Annotated in this window: 16 protein-coding genes; 7 read left to right on the top strand and 9 right to left on the bottom strand. The window is 70.2% G+C overall.

Annotated elements, in window-relative coordinates; translation table 11 throughout:
* The first annotated feature begins 58 nt into the window (after positions 1–58).
* Positions 59–565 carry a MarR family winged helix-turn-helix transcriptional regulator gene (locus ACWGUG_RS04595; protein ID WP_452323962.1) on the top strand — a complete coding sequence of 169 codons (507 nt, stop codon included), beginning with the start codon at positions 59–61 and terminating at the stop codon, positions 563–565.
* A 215-nt stretch (positions 566–780) separates the two neighbouring features.
* Positions 781–1821 (top strand): TerC family protein, encoded by a 1041-nt coding sequence (locus ACWGUG_RS04590; protein ID WP_452324195.1) that lies wholly within the window; start codon positions 781–783, stop codon positions 1819–1821.
* Between the two features lie 37 nt (positions 1822–1858).
* Here the strand turns inward: ACWGUG_RS04590 and ACWGUG_RS04585 are convergent, their stop codons facing one another.
* The 3 genes from ACWGUG_RS04585 to ACWGUG_RS04575 are packed head-to-tail and all read right to left on the bottom strand — an operon-like array spanning position 1859 to position 4643.
* Positions 1859–2608: a cupin domain-containing protein gene (locus ACWGUG_RS04585; protein ID WP_452323961.1), complete on the bottom strand. Its 750-nt coding sequence runs from the start codon at positions 2606–2608 to the stop codon at positions 1859–1861.
* Complete coding sequence (locus tag ACWGUG_RS04580; protein WP_452323960.1) at positions 2608–3504, bottom strand: DUF6807 domain-containing protein; 897 nt, start codon at positions 3502–3504, stop codon at positions 2608–2610. The genes ACWGUG_RS04585 and ACWGUG_RS04580 overlap by 1 nt, the downstream gene beginning before the upstream one ends.
* A complete protein-coding gene (locus ACWGUG_RS04575; RefSeq protein ID WP_452323959.1) occupies positions 3501–4643 on the bottom strand; it encodes a Gfo/Idh/MocA family protein in 1143 nt (380 codons plus the stop codon). Before ACWGUG_RS04575 ends, ACWGUG_RS04580 begins: the two co-directional genes overlap by 4 nt.
* A gap of 275 nt (positions 4644–4918) precedes the next feature.
* Here ACWGUG_RS04575 and ACWGUG_RS04570 point away from each other — a divergent pair, with 275 nt between their 5' ends.
* The 4 genes from ACWGUG_RS04570 to ACWGUG_RS04555 all read left to right on the top strand — a co-directional run bounded on the left by ACWGUG_RS04570 (position 4919) and on the right by ACWGUG_RS04555 (position 10091).
* Positions 4919–6301, top strand: coding sequence for a TrkH family potassium uptake protein (locus ACWGUG_RS04570; protein WP_378879875.1), 1383 nt, complete (start codon positions 4919–4921; stop codon positions 6299–6301).
* 133 nt (positions 6302–6434) lie between these two features.
* Positions 6435–7802: a TrkH family potassium uptake protein gene (locus ACWGUG_RS04565; RefSeq protein WP_452324194.1), complete on the top strand. Its 1368-nt coding sequence runs from the start codon at positions 6435–6437 to the stop codon at positions 7800–7802.
* Entirely contained in the window at positions 7795–8496 is a 702-nt protein-coding gene (locus ACWGUG_RS04560; protein WP_452323958.1) for a potassium channel family protein, read from the top strand. The genes ACWGUG_RS04565 and ACWGUG_RS04560 overlap by 8 nt, the downstream gene beginning before the upstream one ends.
* A gap of 80 nt (positions 8497–8576) precedes the next feature.
* Positions 8577–10091, top strand: coding sequence for an alanine/glycine:cation symporter family protein (locus ACWGUG_RS04555; protein WP_336393719.1), 1515 nt, complete (start codon positions 8577–8579; stop codon positions 10089–10091).
* Between the two features lie 33 nt (positions 10092–10124).
* On the opposite strand, the gene ACWGUG_RS04550 is transcribed toward ACWGUG_RS04555, so the two are convergent.
* From ACWGUG_RS04550 to ACWGUG_RS04530, 5 genes are read right to left on the bottom strand one after another with little or no spacing between them, the layout of a single operon-like run.
* Positions 10125–11396 carry a D-arabinono-1,4-lactone oxidase gene (locus ACWGUG_RS04550; RefSeq protein ID WP_452323957.1) on the bottom strand — a complete coding sequence of 424 codons (1272 nt, stop codon included), beginning with the start codon at positions 11394–11396 and terminating at the stop codon, positions 10125–10127.
* Complete coding sequence (locus ACWGUG_RS04545) at positions 11393–12361, bottom strand: 3-hydroxyacyl-CoA dehydrogenase family protein (protein WP_378879864.1); 969 nt, start codon at positions 12359–12361, stop codon at positions 11393–11395. Before ACWGUG_RS04545 ends, ACWGUG_RS04550 begins: the two co-directional genes overlap by 4 nt.
* Positions 12358–12870 carry a ribose-5-phosphate isomerase gene (locus ACWGUG_RS04540; protein WP_336393722.1) on the bottom strand — a complete coding sequence of 171 codons (513 nt, stop codon included), beginning with the start codon at positions 12868–12870 and terminating at the stop codon, positions 12358–12360. The genes ACWGUG_RS04545 and ACWGUG_RS04540 overlap by 4 nt, the downstream gene beginning before the upstream one ends.
* Positions 12867–14597 (bottom strand): dihydroxyacetone kinase family protein, encoded by a 1731-nt coding sequence (locus ACWGUG_RS04535; RefSeq protein ID WP_452323956.1) that lies wholly within the window; start codon positions 14595–14597, stop codon positions 12867–12869. Before ACWGUG_RS04535 ends, ACWGUG_RS04540 begins: the two co-directional genes overlap by 4 nt.
* On the bottom strand, positions 14594–15577 hold the full coding sequence (locus ACWGUG_RS04530) for a sugar phosphate isomerase/epimerase family protein (protein WP_452323955.1): 984 nt from the start codon (positions 15575–15577) through the stop codon (positions 14594–14596). The genes ACWGUG_RS04535 and ACWGUG_RS04530 overlap by 4 nt, the downstream gene beginning before the upstream one ends.
* Before the next feature lie 67 nt (positions 15578–15644).
* Here ACWGUG_RS04530 and ACWGUG_RS04525 point away from each other — a divergent pair, with 67 nt between their 5' ends.
* Positions 15645–17582, top strand: coding sequence for a SulP family inorganic anion transporter (locus ACWGUG_RS04525; protein WP_452323954.1), 1938 nt, complete (start codon positions 15645–15647; stop codon positions 17580–17582).
* 138 nt (positions 17583–17720) lie between these two features.
* Here ACWGUG_RS04525 and ACWGUG_RS04520 read toward each other — a convergent pair whose 3' ends face one another.
* Positions 17721–22766 carry a family 78 glycoside hydrolase catalytic domain gene (locus ACWGUG_RS04520; RefSeq protein WP_452323953.1) on the bottom strand — a complete coding sequence of 1682 codons (5046 nt, stop codon included), beginning with the start codon at positions 22764–22766 and terminating at the stop codon, positions 17721–17723.
* Positions 22767–22776 lie beyond the last annotated feature (10 nt).

Genomic DNA, 22776 nt, shown 5'->3' with positions numbered 1-22776 from the left:
AATGTCTAGATTATCTAGATATAAGTCAGACTGCGCAAGTTCGGGTTATCATCGACGCATGGATGCCGTCGTCGCTGGCAACACGGACGCCTCTCGCCGGCCCCGCGAGGCTGACGCGGGCGGCCCGCCCGTGCGCCCGGCGACCGGCCTGCTGCGCGACCTCATCACCGTGAGCGACCTGTTCGAGCGGCGGCTGCGGACGCACCTGACGGTGAACCCCACCGACCTCGAGGCCATGGAGCACCTGATCGCCTCAGGGCCGCTCGGGCCGAGTGAACTCGCGCGCCGGCTCGGCATCACGACGGCGTCGACGACGGCACTCGTGGACCGGCTCGTAGGACTCGGCCATGTCACCCGCGAGCCCCATCCCAGCGATCGCCGCGGGGTGCTGGTGGTGCCGACGGAGACCTCGCGCAAGAGCGCCCTTTCGGTGCTCATGCCGATGATCCTCGACGTCGACGCCGTGCTCGACGACTTCAGCGCCCAGGAGCAGGCGATCATCACGGCGTACCTCTCCCGGGTCGTCGAGGTCTACCGCTCCCACGTCGAGCCGGCCCGCTCGTGAGCGCGCCGCTCGCGCGCGGCCGACGATGGCGCCGCCTCTCGGCCGGTTCTCAGGAAGACATCGGCGTGGCCCAGTAATCTGCCGACTGCAAGGGGAGTACTCCGGCGCGGTCGACTCGTCACTACGGATGCAGGGTGCATCCCGGGTCACCGGTCCTCGATCAGGGGATGGAGAAGACCTTGGCGTCATCCATCACGCCAGGTCTGGAGATCCCTGTGAACATCACCCCGCTCGTCTGGTTCATCACGATCGCGGTCACGATCGCGTTCTTCGTCTACGAGTTCTTCGCCCACGTCCGCAGACCCCACGAGCCGTCGATCGGCGAGTCGGCCCGCTGGTCGGCGTTCTACATCGGACTCGCGCTGCTCTTCGGCGTCGGCATCGGCGTCATGTCGGGCTGGACGTACGGCGGCGAGTACTTCGCCGGCTACCTCACCGAGAAGGCGCTCTCGGTCGACAACCTCTTCGTCTTCCTCATCGTGATGACGGGCTTCGCGGTGCCGAAGATCTATCAGCAGAAGGTGCTGATGATCGGGATCGTCATCGCTCTCGTCCTGCGGGGCGTGTTCATCGCGGTCGGTGCCGCGCTCATCGAGAACTTCTCGTGGATCTTCTACCTGTTCGGCGCGCTGCTGCTGTTCCTCGCCTACCGTCAGGCCTTCGCGCACGGCGAGGCGGACCCCTCTCAGGGCCGCTTCATGTCGTTCGTGCGCCGCCACCTGCCGGTCAGCGACGAGTACAACGCGGATCGGCTCACCGTCGTCAAGGACGGTCGGCGCTTCGTCACCCCGATGCTCCTCGTGATCATCGCAATCGGCTTCGTCGACCTCGTCTTCGCCGTCGACTCGATCCCCGCGATCTACGGGCTGACAGAGGAGGCCTACATCGTCTTCACCGCGAACGCGTTCGCGCTGATGGGGCTCCGCCAGCTCTACTTCCTGATCGGCGGCCTGCTGGAGCGCCTCGTCTACCTCGCGCAGGGGCTCGCCGTGATCCTCGCCTTCATCGGCGTCAAGCTGGTGCTGCATGCGATGCACGTCAACGAGCTCCCGTTCATCAACGGCGGCGAGCCGATGCTGTGGGCCCCCGAGATCCCCATCTGGTTCTCGCTGCTGTTCATCGCCGGCACCATCGCGGTGGCGACGGCGGCGAGCCTCATCAAGACCCGCGGCGACCGCGACGCGCCGGCACGCCCTCTGACCACGCCGGCCGCGGACAAGGCGTCCGCCGCCCGCAGCAGCAAGGAGACCTCGTGACCCGCCGGCACTGAGCGACGCCCGGCGGCGGGCGGCATCACGCTCGCCGCTCGACCCCGCCGTCCTCGATCGCCTGCGTGGGCCACTGCCACGTGGTGAGGCGCCCGCACATCCCGAAGCCGCGGGCGTCGCGTGGCGTGGCCCTGGTCACCGCGGCCTCGCCGAGCGCTCCGCGCCGCCCCGCTTCGAGTGCGTCCAACTGAGCGCGCGTGGCATCCGTCTCGGCCGCGACGGTCTGCTGCCAGATGGTGCGCCACCGCGCGACGCGGGGTTGCACGAGCGCCGCAGCCCGGCGGTGGAAGCGCTCGAGCGCCGATGGCCCCTCGTCGTCGATCGCGGCGCAGAGCGACGCGTACCCCTCGAGCGCGAGATCCCGGCGCGCGCGGGCCGCTGCGGCCCGGTCGTCGTCCGAGCCGCCCGCAGGGAGCGCGGCGGCGCGCGCGTACGCCTCGGGGTCGGCGAGGACGTCGTCGGGGAACGTCATGACGGCGTCGCCGGCCTCGGGGAGCCCGGCGTTCGACATGACGACGAGCAGACGCAGGTCTCCGCCGTTGATCAGCCGGTGCACGGTGCCGGGGGTGAACGAGACGATGTCGCCCGGAGCGAGCGGGTGCTCCTCGCGGCCCACGGACGACAGCGTCTGGACCGCCCCTGCGCCCGCGACGACCACGTAGCCCTCGCTCGATGCCGTGTGCAGGTGGGGGGTCCCGCCCACGCACCCGTCGGCCGCTTCCCAGTCGTACACGGCGAGCTCGCTGAGCGCGACCCCGCCGGGGAAGCCTGCCATCAGAGCACCGTCCCCGCGGCTGCGGCGAGCGCCGGGGCGGCGTCGGCTCCGGAATCCGCGATGGCCACCGCGTAGCGGAACCGGACGGTCTCGCCCGGCGCCACGACCAGCTCCTCGCTGAAGAACGGTGCGGGGTTCAGACACGCGAACGGCTCGGATCGCACGAACCACTGCGGCGGATGCTGCGGATTCCGGGCGTCGTCGACCATGACGACGAGGGACTGCTCGTCGATGTCGTCGTGGCGGCCGACGTAGCCCATCCACGCGTGACGCTGTCCGCGGAGGTCGTCTCCGGTGCCGCGCGCGCCCTCGGTGACGACCAGCCCGTCGGTGAAGGAGCGGGGGCCGCGCCAGAACAGGCCGCCGTATCCGGCGTTCTCCCGGCCCCGCGTGGTCGGGGACCCGATGGGGATGCCCTCGTCCGAGACGTTCGTCAGCGCGGTGTCGAAGGTGAGCGCCCAGGCGGTGTCGTCGAGGATATGAGCGCCGAGCTGCCGCTGCTCGGCGAACAGCCGCCTGCCGTCCTCGGCGATCCATTGCAGGTCGTGGGCGTACGAGGCACTCGTTCCGTCCGTCGACGCTCCGCCGCCCTGGTGTACCTGCGCCCCGTTGTTGGGCAGCTGCACGTACCCCTGGCCGTTGACGTACGTGACGCCGCCCCAGAAGTTCTCGTCGCCGACGACGGGCAGCGACCATGCGATGCCCTTGTGCCAGACGTGATCCCAGGGGCGGAACAGGCTGACCAGTCGCCCGGCCCGCGTGCGGATCGGGTGAAGGTACGGCTTCGGCGACTCGAACTGGACGGTGTCGGGGACGTACGTATACCGGACGAGCTCGACATCGCCGTCCCGGATGCTCAACGCGCCGACGCCGTCATCGTCGATGCGGATGCTCACGCGCCCGCCCCGATCGGCTCCTTGACGGGCGCCCAGGGCACCGCGCCGCCGTCCATCGCCGTCGCGAACGGGTCGTCCGGCGTGATCTGACCCGCACGGATCGGAACTCCGCGGAACGCCGACGCGTACGTCGCGGCGGCGAACTCGAGCGTGCGCCGGGCGTCGGCGATGCCCACGCCCGGGTCCCGCCCCTCTTCGAGTGCCGTTACGATCGCCTCGATCTGGCTGCGATGGCTGGTCGTCTCCGGGCTGTCCGACGCGTGCCACAGCGACGCGAGCTCTTCGTGCCCGCGTGCCGGCGTGAAGGTCCAGTCGCCGTCGGCGTAGCCGTAGAGGTGCTCGACCTCGACGGTCGCGCAGTCGAAGTCGAAGCGCAGGCGCGAGCTCTCGCGCGGCGAGACGATGGAGTTGACGATCGTCGCGAGGGCGCCGTTGTCGAACTCCGCGACGGCGACCGAGACGTCCTCCGTGTCGGTCGGCAGCTTCTGCCGAGCGGCGAACGCCGACACGCGGGACCAGGGACCCAGCACCGCGAGCAGCAGATCGAACTGGTGGATGCCGTGACCCATGGTGGGCCCGCCGCCCTCGACGTGCCACCGCCCACGCCAGGGCAGGTCGAAGTACTCCGGGCCGCGGTACCACTGCGTCTCGCAGGTCGCGACCATCGCGCGACCGAGGGCACCCTCCGCGAACAGACGGAGCAGACGCTGCGCCGCCGGGCCGAAGCGGTGCTGGTACACCGTGAGAACGGGCACGCCCGTCTCCGCGGACACCGCGGCCAGCTCATCGGCTTCGGCCAGGCTCAGCGCCGTCGGCTTCTCGACGAGCACCGGGACCCCGGCCCGCATCGCCGCGATGGCGAGCGGCACGTGCGTCTGCGGCGGAGTGCACACATGGACCAGGTCGAGCGTCTCCGCGGCGAGCAGCTCGTCGGCCGATGCGTACACCGAGGCCTGCGGGCTGTGCCGCAGCGCGAAGGCCTCGGCGCGGTCGCGGTCGACGTCCGCGACCGCGACGACCTCGATGCGCGGGGCCAGACCCGCGATGGCGCCGGCGTGCGCGTGCGCGATGCCGCCCGTCCCGATGATGGCCGATCGCAGCGGGGCGGCGCCTCGCTCGGGCATGGTGGCGGATGGCATCGTTGCTCCCTCAATACAGTGAACGTTCACTAAGTTGCTTCCGAGCGTATGCGGCCTCGCGCGCGCCGTCAAACCCGGCGTCGAGAACGCGACCCGCGGTCGGCTCAGCCGGCGCGCACGTCACCGCGCGCGAGGGGCGCCGGCGGTGAGGTGAGGCCGCCCGCCTGCGCGGTGCTTATCGTGGCAGGAAAGACCGGTGCGGTATGGTGCTGGCCGGTGTGCCGGGAAGTCGGGTCGGCGAGGCAGTCCGTCGCCGTCCCTGGAAGAGACCCTCGATGACCTCAACCACAGCCTCCGAGCGGAGACCCCTCCGGCGAGCCCAGCGGGTCCTCAGCGGGTTCATCAGGCGGTCGCCCGCCCGCGCGTCCGTGCTCGTGTTCATCAGCGCGGCTGCGGTCTTCTCGCTGCTGCTCCGGCTTCCCATCGCGACGGCGACCGGCAGGGCGGCACCCTGGCAGGACGCGATCTTCACCGCGACGTCGGCGATCACCGTCACCGGCCTGACGACGGTCGACACCGCGACCTACTGGTCGCCCTTCGGGTGGATCGTGATCCTCGTCGCGATCCAGATCGGCGGCCTGGGGATCGTGACCCTCGCGCTCCTGCTGGCGCGTGCTGTCACCCGGCAGCTGGGGCTCGGCGGCAGAGTGTTCGCCCAGCAGAACATCGGATCCCCCGAACTCGGAGAGGTGCGGCGCCTGTTGCAGATCGTCGTGCTGACGACCCTGTCGATCGAAGGGGCCCTCTTCGTCGCGCTCGCCCCCGCCTTCATCGTCGCCGAGGGCTGGGGCAGGGGCCTGTGGCACGGCCTGTTCTATTCGATCTCCGCCTTCAACAACGCCGGCTTCTCCGTCCACGAGGGCGGTCTGATCCCGTTCCGGAACGACGGCTGGGTGCTGACGCCGATCGCGATCGGCGTCTTCGTCGGCAGCTTCGGATTCCCGATCTTCCTCAACCTCATCAACACGCGATGGAACCGCAAGCGGTGGAGCCTGCACACCAAGCTCACCCTCGTCACCACGTCGCTGCTGCTGCTGGTCGGCGCCGCCGCCTGGACGGCGACGGAATGGAGCAACCCGGCGACGATCGCCGACTACACCGTCGGCGAGAAGGTACTCAACGGCCTGTTCGCCTCGACGATGATGCGCTCGGGCGGGTTCGCGATCGTCGACACGGCGCAGTCCACGTCGACCACGCTGCTGCTCAGCGACGCGCTGATGTTCGTCGGCGGCGGTTCGGCATCCACGGCCGGCGGCATCAAGGTGACGACTCTCGCCGTGCTGTTCCTGGCCATCGCGGCCGAGGCCCGCGGAACGCGGGATCTGAGCGTCGCGGACCGCACCATCCCGAACGGGCTGCTCCGAGTCGCCATCAGCGTGACCTTCCTCGGCGCCACGCTGGTGCTCGGGGCGACGGCCCTCATCACGCTCACGAACGATGCGCCGCTGGACCGGATCCTGTTCGAGGTCATCTCCGGGTTCGCCACGTGCGGACTGTCGGTCGGGCTCTCAGCGGAGCTCGACGCGTTCGGGAAGCTCGTGCTCTCCATCCTGATGCTCGCCGGCCGCATCGGGCCGATCGGCCTGGCCGCAGCGCTGGCCGTCAGGCAGCGCAAGATGCTCTTCTCCTTCCCCACCGAACGGCCGATCGTCGGCTGACGCCGCGGGGACGCCGAGACGTTCGCGCGCGGCATCCGTCCCGGCGTTCGTACGCGTTCCGGATGCCGTCGTGAGGATTCCGTGAGGGCGGCCCGGCGGGCGGTCGCGGCGCGAGTACCGTGTGCGGGTGGCGATGAGACGGCCGGGCCGGGTGCGCAATCGAGAGCTGGCCTCTCGGCTCCGCCTGCACCCGGCGCAGGCCGTGGCGAGCGGATTCGCCGCGACGATCCTCGCGGGAACGGCGCTGCTGCTGACACCGGTCGCCAAGGCCGGCCCCGGCGCGGCGACCCCCGTCGAGGCGCTCTTCACCGCCACGAGCGCGGTGTGCGTGACGGGCCTGGTCGTCGTCGACACCCCGACGTTCTGGACGCCGTTCGGCCAGGCGGTGATCCTGGTGCTGATCCAGCTGGGCGGCCTCGGGATCATGATCTTCGCGTCGCTGATCGGGCTCGTCCTCGCCCGGCGCATCTCCGTGCGATCGCGGCTGTATGCGGCCGCCGAGGCGAAGGTCCTCGGTCTCGACGACGTGCGCGGCGTGGTGCGGGGAATCGTCGGCATCTCGCTGACGACCGAGGCCGCCCTCTTCGTCGTCCTGTTCCTGCGGTTCCTGCTGGGCTACGGCTACTCCCTCGGCGATGCCGCGTGGCACGGCGTGTTCCACGCCGTCTCGTCGTTCAACAACGCGGGCTTCGCCCTGTACAGCGACAGCCTGATGGCCTTCGTGGGCGACCCGTTCATCTGCCTCCCCATCGCGGCGGCGATCATCCTCGGCGGGCTCGGCTTCCCGGTCATCATGCAGCTGCGCAAGGAGTTCCGGCATCCGCTGCACTGGACCATGAACACCAAGCTCGTGCTGTGGGCGACGGTGGTCCTGCTCGCCGCAGGGTCCGTGTACATCACAGTGATCGAGTGGGACAACCCCGGCACCCTCGGAGGCCTCGATCCGTGGGCGCGGGTGCTGGCCGGCTTCTTCCAGTCGGTCCAGACGCGCACGGCCGGCTTCAACTCGGTCGACATCGCCGCGATGCATGACGAGACGTGGCTCGGCATGGACATCCTGATGTTCATCGGCGGCGGGCCTGCAGGCACCGCGGGCGGCATCAAGGTGACGACGTTCGCGGTGCTCTTCTTCATCATGCTCACCGAGCTGCGCGGCGAAGGAGCCGTGAACATCTTCGGCAAGCGGCTGTCGCGGGCGGTGCACCGGCAGGCGATCACGGTCGTCCTGATCGCGGTGGCCGCGGTCGTCGCGGGCACCGGATCGCTCATGCTGCTGACGGGCGAGAACCTCGATCGGGCGCTGTTCGAGACCGTCTCCGCGTTCGCCACCGTGGGCCTGTCGACGGGCATCACGCCGACCCTGTCGGAACCTGCCCAGGTCGTGCTGATCGTGATGATGTTCCTCGGCCGGCTGGGGCCCCTCACGCTCGGGTCGGCGATCGCGCTGCGCGAGCGGCGCGTCCTGTACGAATACCCGAAGGAGAGGCCCGCCATTGGCTAGATTCCCCGCGTTCTCGGGATCCGCGCGTTCGCGCCGGGCCGCCGAAGCCCACTCCGTCGCCGTGATCGGCTTGGGGAGGTTCGGCAGCGCGCTCGCCCTCGAGCTCATGGCCGGCGGGACGGACGTCCTGGGCATCGACCTCTCCGAGGATCTCGTGCAGTCGCTCAACGGGCAGCTCACCCAGGTCGTGCGCGCCGACTCGACCAAGCGCGAGGCGCTGGAGCAGCTGGCCGTCGACGAGTTCGATCGCGTGGTCGTCGCGATCGGCGGCGACATCTCGGCGTCGATCCTGACGTGCTCGATCCTGCTCACCATGAACATCCCGGCGGTCTGGGCGAAGGCCGTCGACGACCAGCACGGGCTGATCCTCGAACAGCTGGGCGTGGGCAAGGTGATCTACCCGGAGAAGGACATGGGCCGCCGCGTGGCGCACCTGGTGCGCGGCGCTGCGCTGGACTTCATCGAGATCGCGCCCGGATACGCCATGGTCAAGGCGCCCGCGCCCTCGTCGGTCCAGGGTGTCCCGCTCGGTGAGACGGGGCTCCGTCGCAGCCACGGCGTCACGATCGCCGCGTTCCAGCACGGCGACAGCCCCTGGGACAACGCCGACAACCGCACCGTCCTGCGCGCGGGCGACACCATCCTCGTGGTGGGCAAGACGCGCGACGCCGAGGCGTTCGCTCAGCTCATCTGACGTGGAAGCCATGGCGGCGGGGTCGCGGCACGGGCGCGTCGCCTCCCCCGGCAGGCGCGGAGTTCGCCATACTGACGGGCATGGATGCCGTCAACGCGTGGTTGCTGACATGGGGTGACAACCTCTGGACGTGGGTCGTCCTCCCGGTCGTCGTTCTCCTGGGTCTCTATTTCACGATCCGCTCCGGCGTCGTGCAGTTCCGGCTCATCCCCGAGATGTTCCGCACCCTCACCGACAAGACGCCCCGCAACGCCGACGGCGATCCGCAGTCCGTCTCGGCGTTCCAGGCCTTCACCATCTCGGCGGCATCACGGGTCGGCGTCGGCAACATCGCCGGGGTCGGCACCGCGATCGCCGTCGGTGGACCCGGCGCCGTGTTCTGGATGTGGGTGATGGCGTTCATCGGCGGGGCGTCGAGCTTCATCGAGTCCTCGCTCGCGCAGCTGTTCAAGGTGCGCGACAAGGACAGCTTCCGCGGCGGGCCGGCGTACTACATGCAGCGCGGCCTGAAGGCGCGCTGGCTCGGCGTCTGGTTCGCGGTCATCCTCATCGTCTGCTTCCCGTTCGCCTTCAGCTCCCTGCAGGCCAACACGATCTCGGCGACGGTCACGTCGAGCATCGGGGGCGACAACCCCTGGCTGCCGTGGGGCGTGGGCCTCGGGATCGCGGTGCTCACCGGGCTGGTCGTGTTCGGAGGCGTCCGCCGGATCGCCTCGGTCACCCAGTTCCTGGTGCCCATCATGGCGATCGCCTACCTGCTGCTGGGCATCGTCGTGGTCGCGCTGCATGTCGACCGGATCGGCCCGGTCTTCGCCGAGATCTTCACCTCGGCCTGGGGATTCAACGAGGTCGTCGGCGCCGCGTTCGGGTACATCGTCCTCACCGGCGTCAAGCGCGGCATGTTCTCCAACGAGGCCGGGCTCGGCTCCGCCCCCAACGCCGGCGCGAGCGCCGCGGTGACGCACCCGGTCAAGCAGGGGCTCGTCCAGACCCTCGGGGTCTACTTCGACACGTTCCTGGTGTGCTCCATCACCGCCTTCATCATCCTGGTGTCGGTGCCGGATCTCGCCGGAGCCACCAAGGGCATCGGGCTCACGCAGGGGGCGCTCGTCGGCACGCTGGGCGAATGGTCGAACATCGCGCTGACCGTGATCATCTTCCTGCTGGCGTTCTCGTCGATCCTGGGCAACTACTACTACGGCGAGTCCAACATCGAGTTCATCTCGACCAACCCGATCCTGCTCACCGTCTACCGGGTGCTCGTGGTGGCCGCCGTGCTGGCAGGTTCCGTGGTGGGGGCCGACCTCGTGTGGAACTTCGCCGACGGCGTGATGGGCCTCATGGCGCTGACGAACCTCATCGCCATCGGCCTGCTGTCCGGGCTCGCGTTCAAGCTGCTCAAGGACTACACCGGTCAGCGGCGCGCGGGCCGCGACCCGGTCTTCACGCGCGACAGGCTCCCCGGCGTCACCGGCATCGAGTGCTGGGAGGACGAGCTCACCGTCACCGGTCCGATCGACACCGTCACCAAGACGCGGCAGGCCGAGAAGCACCGCGACCACCTGCACCACGACCAGTCGAGCGACCAGCGCTGAAGGTGCCGGCCGCCTCCCCGTCCGACCCGCTCCTCAGAGACCGAGCCGCGAGAGGAAGTCGTTGGCGAACACGCCTCGCGGGTCGAGGCGGCGGCGCAGCGCCGCGAAGTCGTCCCAGCGGCGATAGAGGCGCGGCATCCGCTCGGCCGCCCCGTCGAGCGTGAAGAGCTTGCCCCAGTGCGGGCGCGCATCCAGGGGCTCCAGGGCACGCTCGATGACGGGCAGCAGCCGCTCGACGCCGGGCTGGTCGGGCTGCCAGGTGAAGTGGATGCCGAGGACGTCGGTCTCGTACGCGGGAGACAGCCACAGGTCGTCGCTCGCGACGGTGCGCAGCTCGCACACCTGCAGCAGCGGCGCGACCTGGCCGGCGAGGTCGCGCATCGCCGCGATCGCCGCGATGGCGTTGCGCCGGGGCACGAGGAACTCGGACTGCAGCTCCTCGCCGTTGGACGGCGTGAACTCGAGCTTGAAGTGCGGCAGCCGGGCGTACCACTCCCCCGGGGCGCCGAGCTGCTCGGTGCAGCTCTCGGCCGATACGCCGGGGAGCGGATGCCGCTTGCCCGGCGCCTTCGGGGCGCCCAGGATCTCGTCGGGGAGTGCGCCGGCCTGATCGGCCCGACGCTTCACCCACAGCTGGTCGACGGTGCCGGGATCGCGCCACGTGTGGAACATCGACACGCTGTAGCCCAGGCCGGTGATCGCGTCCAGGTCCTCGAGCACGGCATCCAGCGGCAGGCGCTCGTAGACGGTCTGCGCGACCTCGAACGTCGGCACCAGATCGAGCTCGAGCGCCGTCACGATGCCGAGCGCACCCAGTGAGACGACGACGCCGTCGAAGTCGGCGTCGCCCCGCCGGAACGTGCGCAGCTCGCCGTCGGCGGTCATGAGCTCGACGCCCGCGACGGCCGCCGCAAGGGAGGCGACGGCGTCGCCCGAGCCGTGCGTTCCCGTCGCGACGGCTCCGGCGAGCGAGATGTGCGGCAGGGACGCGAGGTTGGCCAGCGCCCATCCCTCGCGGTGAAGCGCCGGCGCGATGTCGCCGTACCGCAGGCCGGCCGCGGCGCGCACGACACCGCGCTCGGCGTCGATGCTCACCTCGGCGGGGAGGTCGCCGAGGAAGACGTGCACACCGTCGGTGTCGGCGATCGTGTTGAAGCAGTGGCGACTGCCGAGGGCCTTCACGCGGTCGGCCGAGCGCACCACCTCGGCGAGCTCGTCGACGGACCGCGGTGCGACGATCCGCGACGGCCCGTAGACCACGTTCGATGCCCAGTTGCGGGTCAGGTCCGGCCGAGCGGTCGTCATCGCGCCACCCCATCGGCCGGCGCCTCGAAGGGCGAGGGCCCGAGCTCGTCGAGGAGGTCCTTCATCTTCGCGTAGGCGCGGTTGCGGTAGGCCACCAGCTCGGGGATGCGCGCGGGGTCGATCTCGCGGAACCCGGCACCGGACTTGGTGCCCAGCTCGCCGCGCTCGATCCGCTCGGCGAGGATCGGGGGCGTGGCGAACCGCTCGGGGAAGTCACCCTGCAGCGAGGCGTAGCAGAACGCGTAGACGTCCAGACCCGCCATGTCGGCGATGGCGAACGGACCGAAGAAAGGCAGCCGGAACCCGAAGGTCGACCGGACGATGGCATCGATGTCCTCCGGCGTCGCGATGCCCTCGTCGACGAGCTGCGTCGCCTCGTGGAACAGGGCGTACTGCAGCCGGTTCAGCACGAAGCCGGTCGCATCCTTGACGCGCGCGCCGACCTTGCCGCACTGCGACAGCAGCTCTTCGGCGACGACGATCGCGCTCTCGGCGGTGGACGGGTGAGGGATGAGCTCGACACCCGGCACGAACGGCGCGGGGTTGGAGAAGTGCACGCCGAGGAACCGCTCCGGGTTCGCCACCGCCTCGGCGAGCTTCGTGATCGAGATGGTGGAGGTGTTGCTGCCGATGACGGCCTGCGCGTTGGCCTGCGAGATGCGCCGGAGCGTCTCGTGCTTGACCTCGATCCGCTCGGGCACCGCCTCTTCGATGAACTCGGCGTCGACGACGGCCTCCTCGATGCTCTGCGCGGCCGAGATGTGGCGCGCGACCAGCTCGGCGGCTCCTGCCGGGAAGAGACCCTGCTGCTCGAACTGCGCGGCCTCGGTGCGGACCCGATCGAGGTTGGATGCCGCGATCTCGGCGGTGACGTCCGAGAGCACGACGTCGTGGCCGGCCATCGCGAAGACCTGTGCCATCCCGCCACCCATGTAGCCACTGCCGACGACGGCGATACGGGTCATGAGCGGGCCTCCACGGTGTGCGGGTTCTGGGTGGTGTCTCCGGCGACGCCGGGCTGGTCGTAGGAGTCGATGGCGGCGACCTTCGCCGCCGACGACGAGGACGGGTCGAACCGATAGCCGAGCCACTCCGTCACGAGGCGCTTGGCGAGCTCGAGGCCGATGACGCGCTGCCCCATCGTCAGGACCTGCGCGTCGTTGCTGAGCACCGAGCGCTCCACCGAGTAGCTGTCGTGCGCGGTGACGGCGCGGATGCCCGGCACCTTGTTGGCCGAGATCGCCACACCGAGCCCGGTGCCGCAGATGAGCAGGGCACGGTCGGCGTCCCCGGCGGCCACGCGACGGGCGGCTTCGACGGCGACGTGCGGGTAGTCGGTGTGCTCGTCGCCCGCGACGCCCACGTCGGCGACCGAGGCGACCCGGGGGTCGGCCTCCAGCAGCGCCTTCAGGGCGGACTTGTACTCGTAACCGGCATCGTCGCTTCCGACGACGATGCGGAGGGTGTCGCTCATCGCTGTTCCTCTCGAAGGTTCTCTTGTGCGGATGCCTCGGCGATCGCCGTCGCGATGAGGGCGAGCGACGTCGCGCCGGCGTCGGGATGCCCCAGGCTCTTCTCGGCGAGCGGGCGCGCGCGACCGAGGGCGGGACGAAGGGCCGACGTGGCCGCGGCGGCGTCTGTCGCGGCCCGGGCGGCGGTCTGAAGCGCGACGGGCAGGCTCTCGCCGGCGTCGATCTGCTCGGCGAGCACTCGCGCGAACGGATCGAGGGCGTCGACCATCGTCTTGTCGCCCACGCTCGCGCCGCCGCGGGCGGTCACCGCGTCCAGCGCCGCTTGCGCTGCGCCGACGGCGGACGTGCGCGGGTCGGCGCCATCGCGGTCCAGCGCGGAGCCGATCGCGCGCAGCATCGCGCCCCACAGCGCGCCGGAGGTGCCCCCTGCCTTCTCGCTCCACGCCTCGCCCGCGGCATCCAGCATCGCCGCAAGGCCCGCGTCGGGGTCGGCCGCCTCGCATGCCGCGTCGACGCCGGTGCGCATGCCGACGCCGTGGTCGCCGTCCCCGGCGATCGCGTCGATGCGGCCGAGCTCGGCCTCGTGCTCGTGGATCGTGTCGCGTGCGGCCACGAGGCAGGCCCGGGCGACCGCGGCGGCGGACTTGGACCACGCGGAGGCATCGGAGCTGCCGGCGGTCTCGGCGGCGGCATCCTCGTCCTCGTCCTCGGCGTCGGCAGCGGAGGCGACCACGACTGAGCCCTTGCGGTAGGCCGGCGTGTACGCGGGCGCGGCCCACAGCGCCTCGAGCTCGTCGTCGAGCCAGAAGAGGGTGACGGATGCCCCGGCCATGTCGAGGCTCGTCACGAGCTCGCCGACCTCCGGCTGCACCACGGTGATGCCCGCCGCCTCGAGCCGGGCGGCGACGTCGCCGTACAGGACGAAGAGCTCCTCGTACTTCACCGAGCCGAGGCCGTTCACGATCACGGCCACGCGATCGCCGCGCTCCTCGGGGACGTCCGCGAGGAGCGCGTCGACGAGCGTGCGGGCGAGGTCCTCCGACGTGGCGCGCGGCACGTCGCGGATGCCGGGCTCGCCGTGGATGCCGAGACCGATCGACATCATGCCGTCCGGGACGGTGAAGAGCGGCTCGTCGGCGCCCGGGAACGTGCAGCCGCTGAAGGCGACTCCGAGCGTGCGGGTGCGGTGGTTCGCGTGTCGGGCGAGGCGCTCGACGTCGTCGATCGAGTCGCCGCGCTCGGCGGCCGCGCCGGCGATCTTGAACACGACGAAGTCGCCCGCGATGCCGCGGCGCTTGTGCAGCTCGTCCTGCGGGGCGCTGGCGATGTCGTCGGTGCAGAGCACCGTGCGCGCGTCGATGCCCTGCTCGCGCAGGCGCTCCTGCGCCTCCCCGAAGTGCAGCACGTCGCCGGCGTAGTTGCCGAAGCTGAAGAGCACGCCGCCGCCGCGGTGCGCCGCCTTCGCGACGCGATAGGCCTGCCCTGCCGAGGGCGAGGTGAAGATGTTGCCGCACACCGCGCCCGCCGCCATCCCGGCTCCGACGACGCCGGCGAAGGCGGGGTAGTGCCCCGACCCGCCGCCCACGACGAGCGCGACCGAGCCGCGCGGTGCAGGAGCGGCGCGGACGACGCCGCCGTCGACGGCGCGGACCAGGTCGCCGTGCGCGGCGACGAAACCGGCGAGGGCCTGCGGAACGAACTCGGTCGGGTCGTTGGCGATGCGGGTCACGAGGCACCTCCGTCGTGGCGGGGCTGGCGCACCCTGCTCTCGCCCCGCACGTAGCCGTCGCGCTTGGGGAGCACGTGCCGGCGCAGGTAATCGCGGTTGTCGGCGCACACGCTCAGCCCGTCGCCACCGTAGTTCTCCACGCAGATCACGCCCTGGAAGCCCTGCGCGATCGCGTACCGGAACGCGCGGCGGTAGTCGATGAGGCCGTACTGCATCGGCGCAGGCACCGCGAAGTACGTCCCGCGTGCCGTGGCCTCGTCGCGCGCGTAGTTCTTGACGTGCCAGAAGTTGGCGTAGGGCAGCGTCTTCTCGACGAGCTCCCACCACGACTCGATGGGCCGATGCAGTCGCACCAGATTCCCGATGTCGGGGTTGAGGCCGACATTGTCGAGACCGATCTCCTCTACCAGGCGCACCGCCGAGTCGGCGGTGCCGAGGAAGGTGTCCTCGTACATCTCGAGGGAGACCAGGATGCCGAGCTCCGCGGCGTGGCTGCCGAGCTCTCTCAGCCGGCTGACCGCGAGATTCCAGTCCGCGGGGTCGTCGACGTGGCCCTGCACCGTCCAGAACCAGAGCTCCTCCTGCTGCTGCGGAGTCAGCGCCTGGTGCAGGCCGTACGACACGGTCTCGATTCCGAGCGCGGCGGCGGCGTCGAGCGTGCGATGGCTGTAGGCGAGGTTCGCGTCGCCGTCGGCGCGATCGATGACGCTGCGCCGGATGGCCGAGATCGACGTCGGCACGACGCCCGCGCGCGCGGACGCGTCTTTAAGATCACGCAGGCCGCCGGCGGTCAGGTCCCCGACGCGCAGCCACGAGTCGGTGATGTCGACACGGTCGAACCCGGCATCGGCGATCTCGGTCAGGGTGACCGCCCATTCCTCGGCGCCCGCGTCGGTGACGCTGCGTCCGTCAGCGGTGGTGCCGGGGAAAGGAAGCGCGGCGGCCGCGATCGGCCAGTTCTCCGCAGTGAGGCCGGTCATGAGGCATCCTTGGCTCGCGATTTGTTCTAGGCAACAACAATTCTCAACGTTAGCGTGCCTTCGAGCGATGGCAAAGCGGTTCGTCGAACTGGGTTCCGTCAGAGCTCGCTCGCCGTCTCGGCTCCCGTGGTCGCCGGTCCGGAATATGCACAGGTATGTCTGCGTCCTTTCGAGACGTAGCATGCCGTCAGGAAAGTACCGGGAACATCGGCGGTGCAGGCGAGGCGCTTCTCGTACCCTGCCGGCGACCGGCCCGACGCGCCGATGGTCGGAGGCAACTGTGCGGACAAGCGCGAAGAGCGGCTCCGCAGGCTTTCTCCCGATCCTGCGCTGGTTGCCTCGCTATGAACGGCGATGGCTGCGCGCGGACATCATCGCGGGAGTGGCCGTCGTGGCGATGATCGTGCCGAAGAACCTCGGGTATGCCGAGATCGCGGGGATCCCAGTTCAGAACGGTCTGTACGCTGCGGCGGCCGGGGCGATCATCTACGCGCTGTTCTGCACGTCACGTCAGATCTCCACCGGTCCGAGCTCGGCGTTGGCAACGGTCGCCGGGGGTGTGGTGATCGTGACCGGTGTCACCGGCGGTGATGCAGCTCAGCTCGTCGCGGCGATCACGCTGGTGACCGGCATCCTGTTGCTGCTCCTGGCGCTCTTCCGGATGGGATGGATCGCCCAGTTCCTCTCGAAGGCCGTCGTCACCGGGTTCCTGGCGGGAGCCGCGATCGATGTGGTCGTGGGAGAGCTGCCCAAGCTGACCGGCACCTCGGGAGAGGGCGACAACGTGTGGCGGGAGTTCGCGTCGTGGATCGTCGGGCTGGGTGCCATCCACCTCCCGACGCTGGTGGTCGGCGCGGCAGCCCTCGCGGTGATCCTCGCGCTGCGCTTCTGGGCGCCCAAGATCCCCGGCGCGCTGGTGCTCGTCGTCGGCGGGCTCCTCGCATCCGCGCTGCTCAACCTGGGCGAGCGAGGAGTGAGGCTGGTCGGCGACGTGCCGAGCGGGCTGCCCGTCCCGCAATTGCCGGACCTCGACATCGTCCTGGGGAACGTCCCGGAAATCATCATCGCGGCATTGGCGCTGCTGCTGATCGGGTTCTCTCAGACGGCAGGCGACGCCAGATCCTTCGCGACCCGGCACCGTTACCGCATCGATGTGAATCAGGAGGCGGTGGCCCAGGGTATGGCCAACGTCGGCGCCGGCCTCGTCCAAGGGATGCCGGTCTCGACGAGTCTGTCGGCCAGTTCGCTCAACGAATCCGCAGGTGCGCGCACACCCGTGGCGTCGCTCACCACCGGAACGCTGGTGATCCTGACGCTGCTCTTCCTCGCACCTGTCTTCTCAGAGCTGCCGAAGGCCGTGCTGGCCGCCATCATCATCGACGCGGTCGTGTTCGGGATGATCGACCTCAAAGAGTTCTCCCGGCTGCGGCGCGTGTCCAGGTTCGACTTCTGGATCGCGGTGGCGGCCGTCGTGGGAGTGCTGTCCGCGGGCGTGCTCTTCGGGATCGTCATCGGGATCGCACTGTCGCTCGGGTGGCTCATCTACGTCTCGACACGGCCCGCCATGCCCCTGCTCGGCCGTGAGCCCGGCACCCAGGTCTTCCGCGACATCGACCTCAACCCCGCCGATGAGACCATCGCCGGTATCGCCGTGATACGTCTGGACGGCGGCCTGTTCTTCGCAACCGCCGAAGCGTTCGATGAACGCATCCGCAAGGTCATCTCCGGGGACCCGCTCCTCACCGCGCTGGTGATCGATCTGGAAGGCGTCGCCTTCGTGGATTCGCAGGGGGCAGCCAAACTCACCGAGCTCGTCGACCTGGCCGAAGCGGAGGGCGTCACGATGCGGCTGGCGCGAGTCAAGCCCCGCGTACGCGACGTACTCGAGGCCCAGGGCATCATCGATCGGATCGGCACTGACCACGTCCACGGCAACGTCCATCGGGCCGTCGGGGCGCAACTGTCCCAGAGCGCAGGCGACGAGACGCGTGGAAGCGGACTCTGACGTGTGACGCTTCGAGTGAGTCCAACTGTTCAGGCCCGTGGCGTGGTGGCGTTCGGCCTGGTTGATGTCGGTGGCGTATACGTCGGCGCCTGCACCGAGGCGCCGCCGGGTCCCGGCGGCGCGACCATGCGGGGCCCCTCAGCGGGTGTGGCTGAGCGAGACGAGTCTGTCGAGCGCGTCGTCGGGAATCTCCACCCCGGGGAAGCGGGCGAACTGCCCCATCGGCATGGACTCGACCATCCTCAGCATGTTGCCGTTGTCCTCGGCTGCGGCCAGCTGCTCAGGGGTCGCATTCGCCATCATCGCCTGCATCAGCGCCGGCCCGACGGTCGGGTGGCCGAACCATTCGCCGACGGTCGAGTCCAAGCTCAGCGGCTCCGGTCGATCGGTGTCGCCTTCCAGGTCGATCGCGACGGAGGCGACGATATCGGCGGAGGAACGGCCGATCGCGACCTCGTAGGCACCCTGCTGCACACGCCAGCAGTCCTTGACCGTGTCCCAGTACGCGAACGCCCGGCGGTCCAGGGTCAGTTCCAGCGTGCGCGCCTCGCCCTGCTCGAGATGCACCTTCTCGAATGCGGCGAGTTCACGAACCGGTCGACGCACCGGCGACGGCGCCGGGGTGACATAGACCTGGACGACGTCAGCACCCGCGATGGGGCCGGTATTGCGAACGGTGAGCCGCACCGTTGCACTGTCTGCACCGGTGGCGACGACCTCGAGCTCTTCGTGGGAGAAGGTCGTGTAGGACAGTCCGTGGCCGAACGGGTATCGCACCGGCTGCTCGGCGGTCGCGTAGTACCGGTAGCCCACGAAGACGCCTTCGCCGTACCGCACGATCTCCTGCTCTCCGGGGAAGTTCAAGAACGAGGGGGTGTCCTGCAGGCGGTGCGGGATGGACTCGGCGAGCCGTCCGGACGGGTTCACCGCCCCGGTGAGCACATCGGCGAGCGCCCCGCCGACGGCCTGTCCGAGCGCCCACCCTTCGACGATGGCGTCGACGGAGTCGTGCCACGGCTCCAGCGCGACGACGCCGCCGTTCGAGAGAACGACCACGGTGCGGCCTGCGCGGCCGGCCACTGCTTCGATGAGTGCGATGTGCTCAGCGGGGAGGTCGATGCTGGTGCGGTCGAAGCCCTCGGACTGGTCCTTCTCGTACAGGCCGACGAATACGACGGCGACGTCGGCCGCCGCGGCGACCTGGGCGGCGTCCCAGCGCAGCTGGATCGGGTCACCCTCATCGGCGTAGCCGGGCGCGTACGACACGTTGTCCGCCCCCAACGCGACGCGCAGCTCATCGAGCGGGATGTCGAGGCGGGTCGGGTTGACGTGGGAACTTCCGCCACCCTGGTACTGCGGCTCGGCGGCGAGCGCGCCGAGAACGGCGACCGTCTGCCCCGGCCGCAGGGGCAGGGTCTGGTTCTCGTTGCGCAGCAGCACGATGGCGGCGGCGGCCGCGCGGCGGGCGAGCGCGTGGTGCGCGTCCTCGTCGAACGTCGCCGGCTTCTCGGTGAGGCGGGTGCGGTCTACCAGTGCCGCGACTCGCGTGGCGGCCTGCTCCACGACGGCACGGTCGAGGCGGCCGTCCCGGACCGCCCGAAGGATCGCGTCGGTGCCCTCGTCGCCCGTGCCGGGCATCTCGAGGTCGAGCCCCGCGCGCAGCGCCTCGACGCGATCCTTGATCGCACCCCAGTCGGAGACCACGAGGCCGTCGAAACCCCACTCGTCGCGCAGCAGCTCGGTGAGCAGCCAGCGGTTCTCCGACGCGAACACGCCGTTGATGGCGTTGTAGGCGCTCATGACCGACGTGGGTGCCGCCTCCTTGACGACCCGCTCGAACGCGGGCAAGTAGATCTCCCGCAGCGCGCGGGGATCGACCTCGGCGCTGACGCGCATGCGGTCGGTCTCCTGGTTGTTCGCGGCGAAGTGCTTCACCGACGTCCCGACCCCAGTGGACTGCACGCCGCGGACGTACTCGGTCGCCAGGACGCCGGTCAGCAGCGGGTCCTCGGAGAGGTACTCGAAAGTACGTCCGCCCAGCGGGGACCGTTTGATGTTGATCGCCGGCCCCAGGATCATGTTCACGCTCAACGCGCGCGCCTCTTCTCCGAGCGCGACCCCGACCTCGCGCACCAGCGCGGGGTCCCAGGTGGACCCGATCGCCACTCCTGGCGGGAAGCAGGTGGCGGGCAGCGAGGCGTACATCCCGAGATTGTCAGCGTTGCTGTCCTGGCGGCGCACACCGTGCGGGCCGTCGACCATCACCATCGACGCCACCCCCGCGCTGTCGCGGGTGGACCAGAAGTCGCGGCCGGACAGCAGCGCGGCCTTCTCCTGCAGGTCACCCTCGTCCGGCGTCGACTCGGGGAGCGTGTAGATGTCGGCCGGGATGTCTTCCCCGGCGTTCAGCGCCGCGAAACCTCGTTCGAGGTCGGCGAGCACGCCGGCGGGGTCGGGGAGCATGCCGGTGATCTGGCGCGGCGTGACCTCGTCCTGGCCGCGCAGCCCGCCCGACATGTGCTCAGCCGCGCCGGGCACCCACTTGGCGATCACGCCGGTCAGCACCTCGAGTGCCGGCTTGTGGTCCGCGATGTCGGCCATCCGCGAGTCGACCGTGAAGACGCGGGCGCCTTCCTGCTCGACGTCGAACGGCTCAGTCCACTCGTGCACTCCCGCGGAGACCTCCAGCCTGCGGCCGGAGGGGAGCACGACGTCGGCCGTGACGCCGACCGGTACGGTCGCGAAGACGCGCACCTGACCGTCGTCGAGCGCCCACCCCGCCGCCGCCGTGCCGTACGGGGTCGTGAGCGTCGTGGAAGCAGAGGTGAGCCCACGCCGGGGAGGCTGCGGCGCCACCCGCAGGCGTCGGTACCCGGGTGCTGCTGCGGCCAGGCCCGCGACGACGCGGTGCATCCAGTCCGCGACCGCGCCGAAGGCGTAGTGGTTGAAGGAGGTCATGCCGCTGGGGTTGACGGTTCCGTCGGGCAGCAGCGAGTCCCACCGCTCCCAGATTGTGGTGGCACCTTGTTCGACGGTGTACAGCCAGGATGGGGCATCCGTCTGCAGCAGCAAGCGATAGGCGACGTCGCCATGACCGTTCGCGCTGAGCGCGTCGGTGATGATCGGCGTGCCGATGAAGCCGGTGGAGATCTTGTAGCCGTTGCCCGCCACGATCTCCGCGAGCCGGTCGGCGGCGCGCTGCCGCTGGTCGGCGTCATCGATGAGCTCGAAGGTCAGCGCGAGGGCGTAGGCGGTGGCCGAGTCGGACAGCAGTCGCCCCGACCCGGAGACGTACTCGCGATGGAAGGCCGCCTTGACCTCGTCCGCGAGGGCACTGTACTTCTCCGCTTCCGCCGTGCGGCCGAGGAGTGCGGCGGCATCTGCCACGATGCGGGAGGAGCGTGCGAAGTACGCGGTGGCGACGATCTCGGGGTAGGTCTGGGCCTGCTCGGGGCGGTTGGCCGGTGCGGTCGGGTCCAGCCAGTCGCCGAACTGGAACCCGGCGCTCCACACCCGGTCGGTGCCCGCGGCGGCGGTCACCTCGTCGACCCAGGCGGCCATGCTGTCGAACTGCGACTCCAGGACGCCGAGGTCCCCGTACGCCTGGTAGATGGTCCAGGGCACGACGGTGGCGGCATCCGCCCACCCGGCTGTCGGACCGGTGTAGCCGGTGACGACCGCGGGAACCACCATCGGCGTGCCGCCGTACTTCCTCTGCTCCGCGGCGAGGTCCTTCAGCCACGAGACGAGGAACCCGGCGGAGTCGTAGAGATAGGTCGCGGTGGGGGCGAACACCTGCAGGTCGCCGGTCCAGCCGAGCCGCTCGTCGCGCTGCGGGCAGTCGGTGGGGATGTCGACGAAGTTGCCCTTCATCCCCCACACCACGTTCTCATGCAGCCGGTCCACCAGCGGGTTGTCCGCTTCGAACCATCCGGTGCGGTGCATGTCGGAGTGCATCACCTCCGCCGTCACCGCCGCGGGGTCGAACTCGCCGGGCCATCCGGTGACCTCGGCGTATCGGAAGCCGTGGAAGGTGAACCGGGGCGCCCACGTCTCCTCGCCTGTTCCGGCGAGCGTGTAGGTGTCGGTGGCTTTCGCACCGCGCAGGGGTTCGACCGCGAGCTCGCCGTGCTCGAGGACCTCGGCATGTCGCAGCCTGATCGTTGTGCCGGCGTCGCCGGAGACCGTGATCCGCAGCCGGCCGACCAGGTTCTGCCCGAAGTCGAGGATCGTGCCGCCCGACGGGGACGTCAGCACCGTCTGCACCGCCCGCGTCTCGACGACCCGCACCGGCGGACCGTCCGGTGCGACCAGCTCCACCTCTCCCAGCTCTCGCAGCGCGACGGGGGTCCAGCCGCCTGGCTGCGCGTCGATCGTCGACCATGCCGGGTCGAAATCGCGGGCGTCGTACTCCTCGCCGTCGTACAGGTCGGCGGACCGGATCGGACCGGTCCCGGCCATCCAGTCCGGACCGCTCGCGACGGTCTGGCGGGCGCCGTCGGCGTAGTCGACCTCCAGCTGGACGAGCACGCCCACCTCCGAGCCGTAGAGCGCCTTCTTGGCGCCCCAGCCGAGGTGGCCGCGCCACCAGCCGTCCCCCAGCCACGCTCCGATGACGTTCTCCCCGGCGTTGACCTGATCGGTGACGTCGTAGGTGGTGTAGCGCAGTCGGGACTCGTAGGCGGTCCACCCGGGGGCGAGCTCGTCGTCACCGACCCGCTGCCCGTTGAGCTCCAGCTGGAACAAGCCGTAGCCGGTCGCATAGACGCGCGCCCTCACCACATCGCCCTGTCCAGCCTCGAAGGATCCGCGCACGAGCGGCGAGGCGACCGCCGAGTCCGCCGGGCCGACCATCTGCGCAGACCAGTCAGATGCCTCCAACAGGCCGGCCTCGACGGCGGCCCACTCGCTCCACGCACCGGTCGACCCGTCGTGCCCATCCACCCGAACACGGATCTCCCGCCGTTCCCGCGACCGCAGTGCGTCGAACGGCCACGGCACGAGCACCGACTCGCCGCTCTCGACGCGGATGCTCGCACCGTCGCGTTGCTCAACCTCATAGGCGGCCTGCGACCACCCGTCCGGGGCATCCGTCGTGATCCACGACAGGCGAGGCCGGGCGTCGCCGATACCGAGGGCATGGCGGTGGTGCTCGAAGCGGACAGGCGTGACGGTGAGAGACATCTGCGGTGAG

It is taken from the genome of Microbacterium sp. NPDC055455 (assembly GCF_053619935.1).
This window is presented reverse-complemented; position numbering and strand designations above follow the sequence as displayed.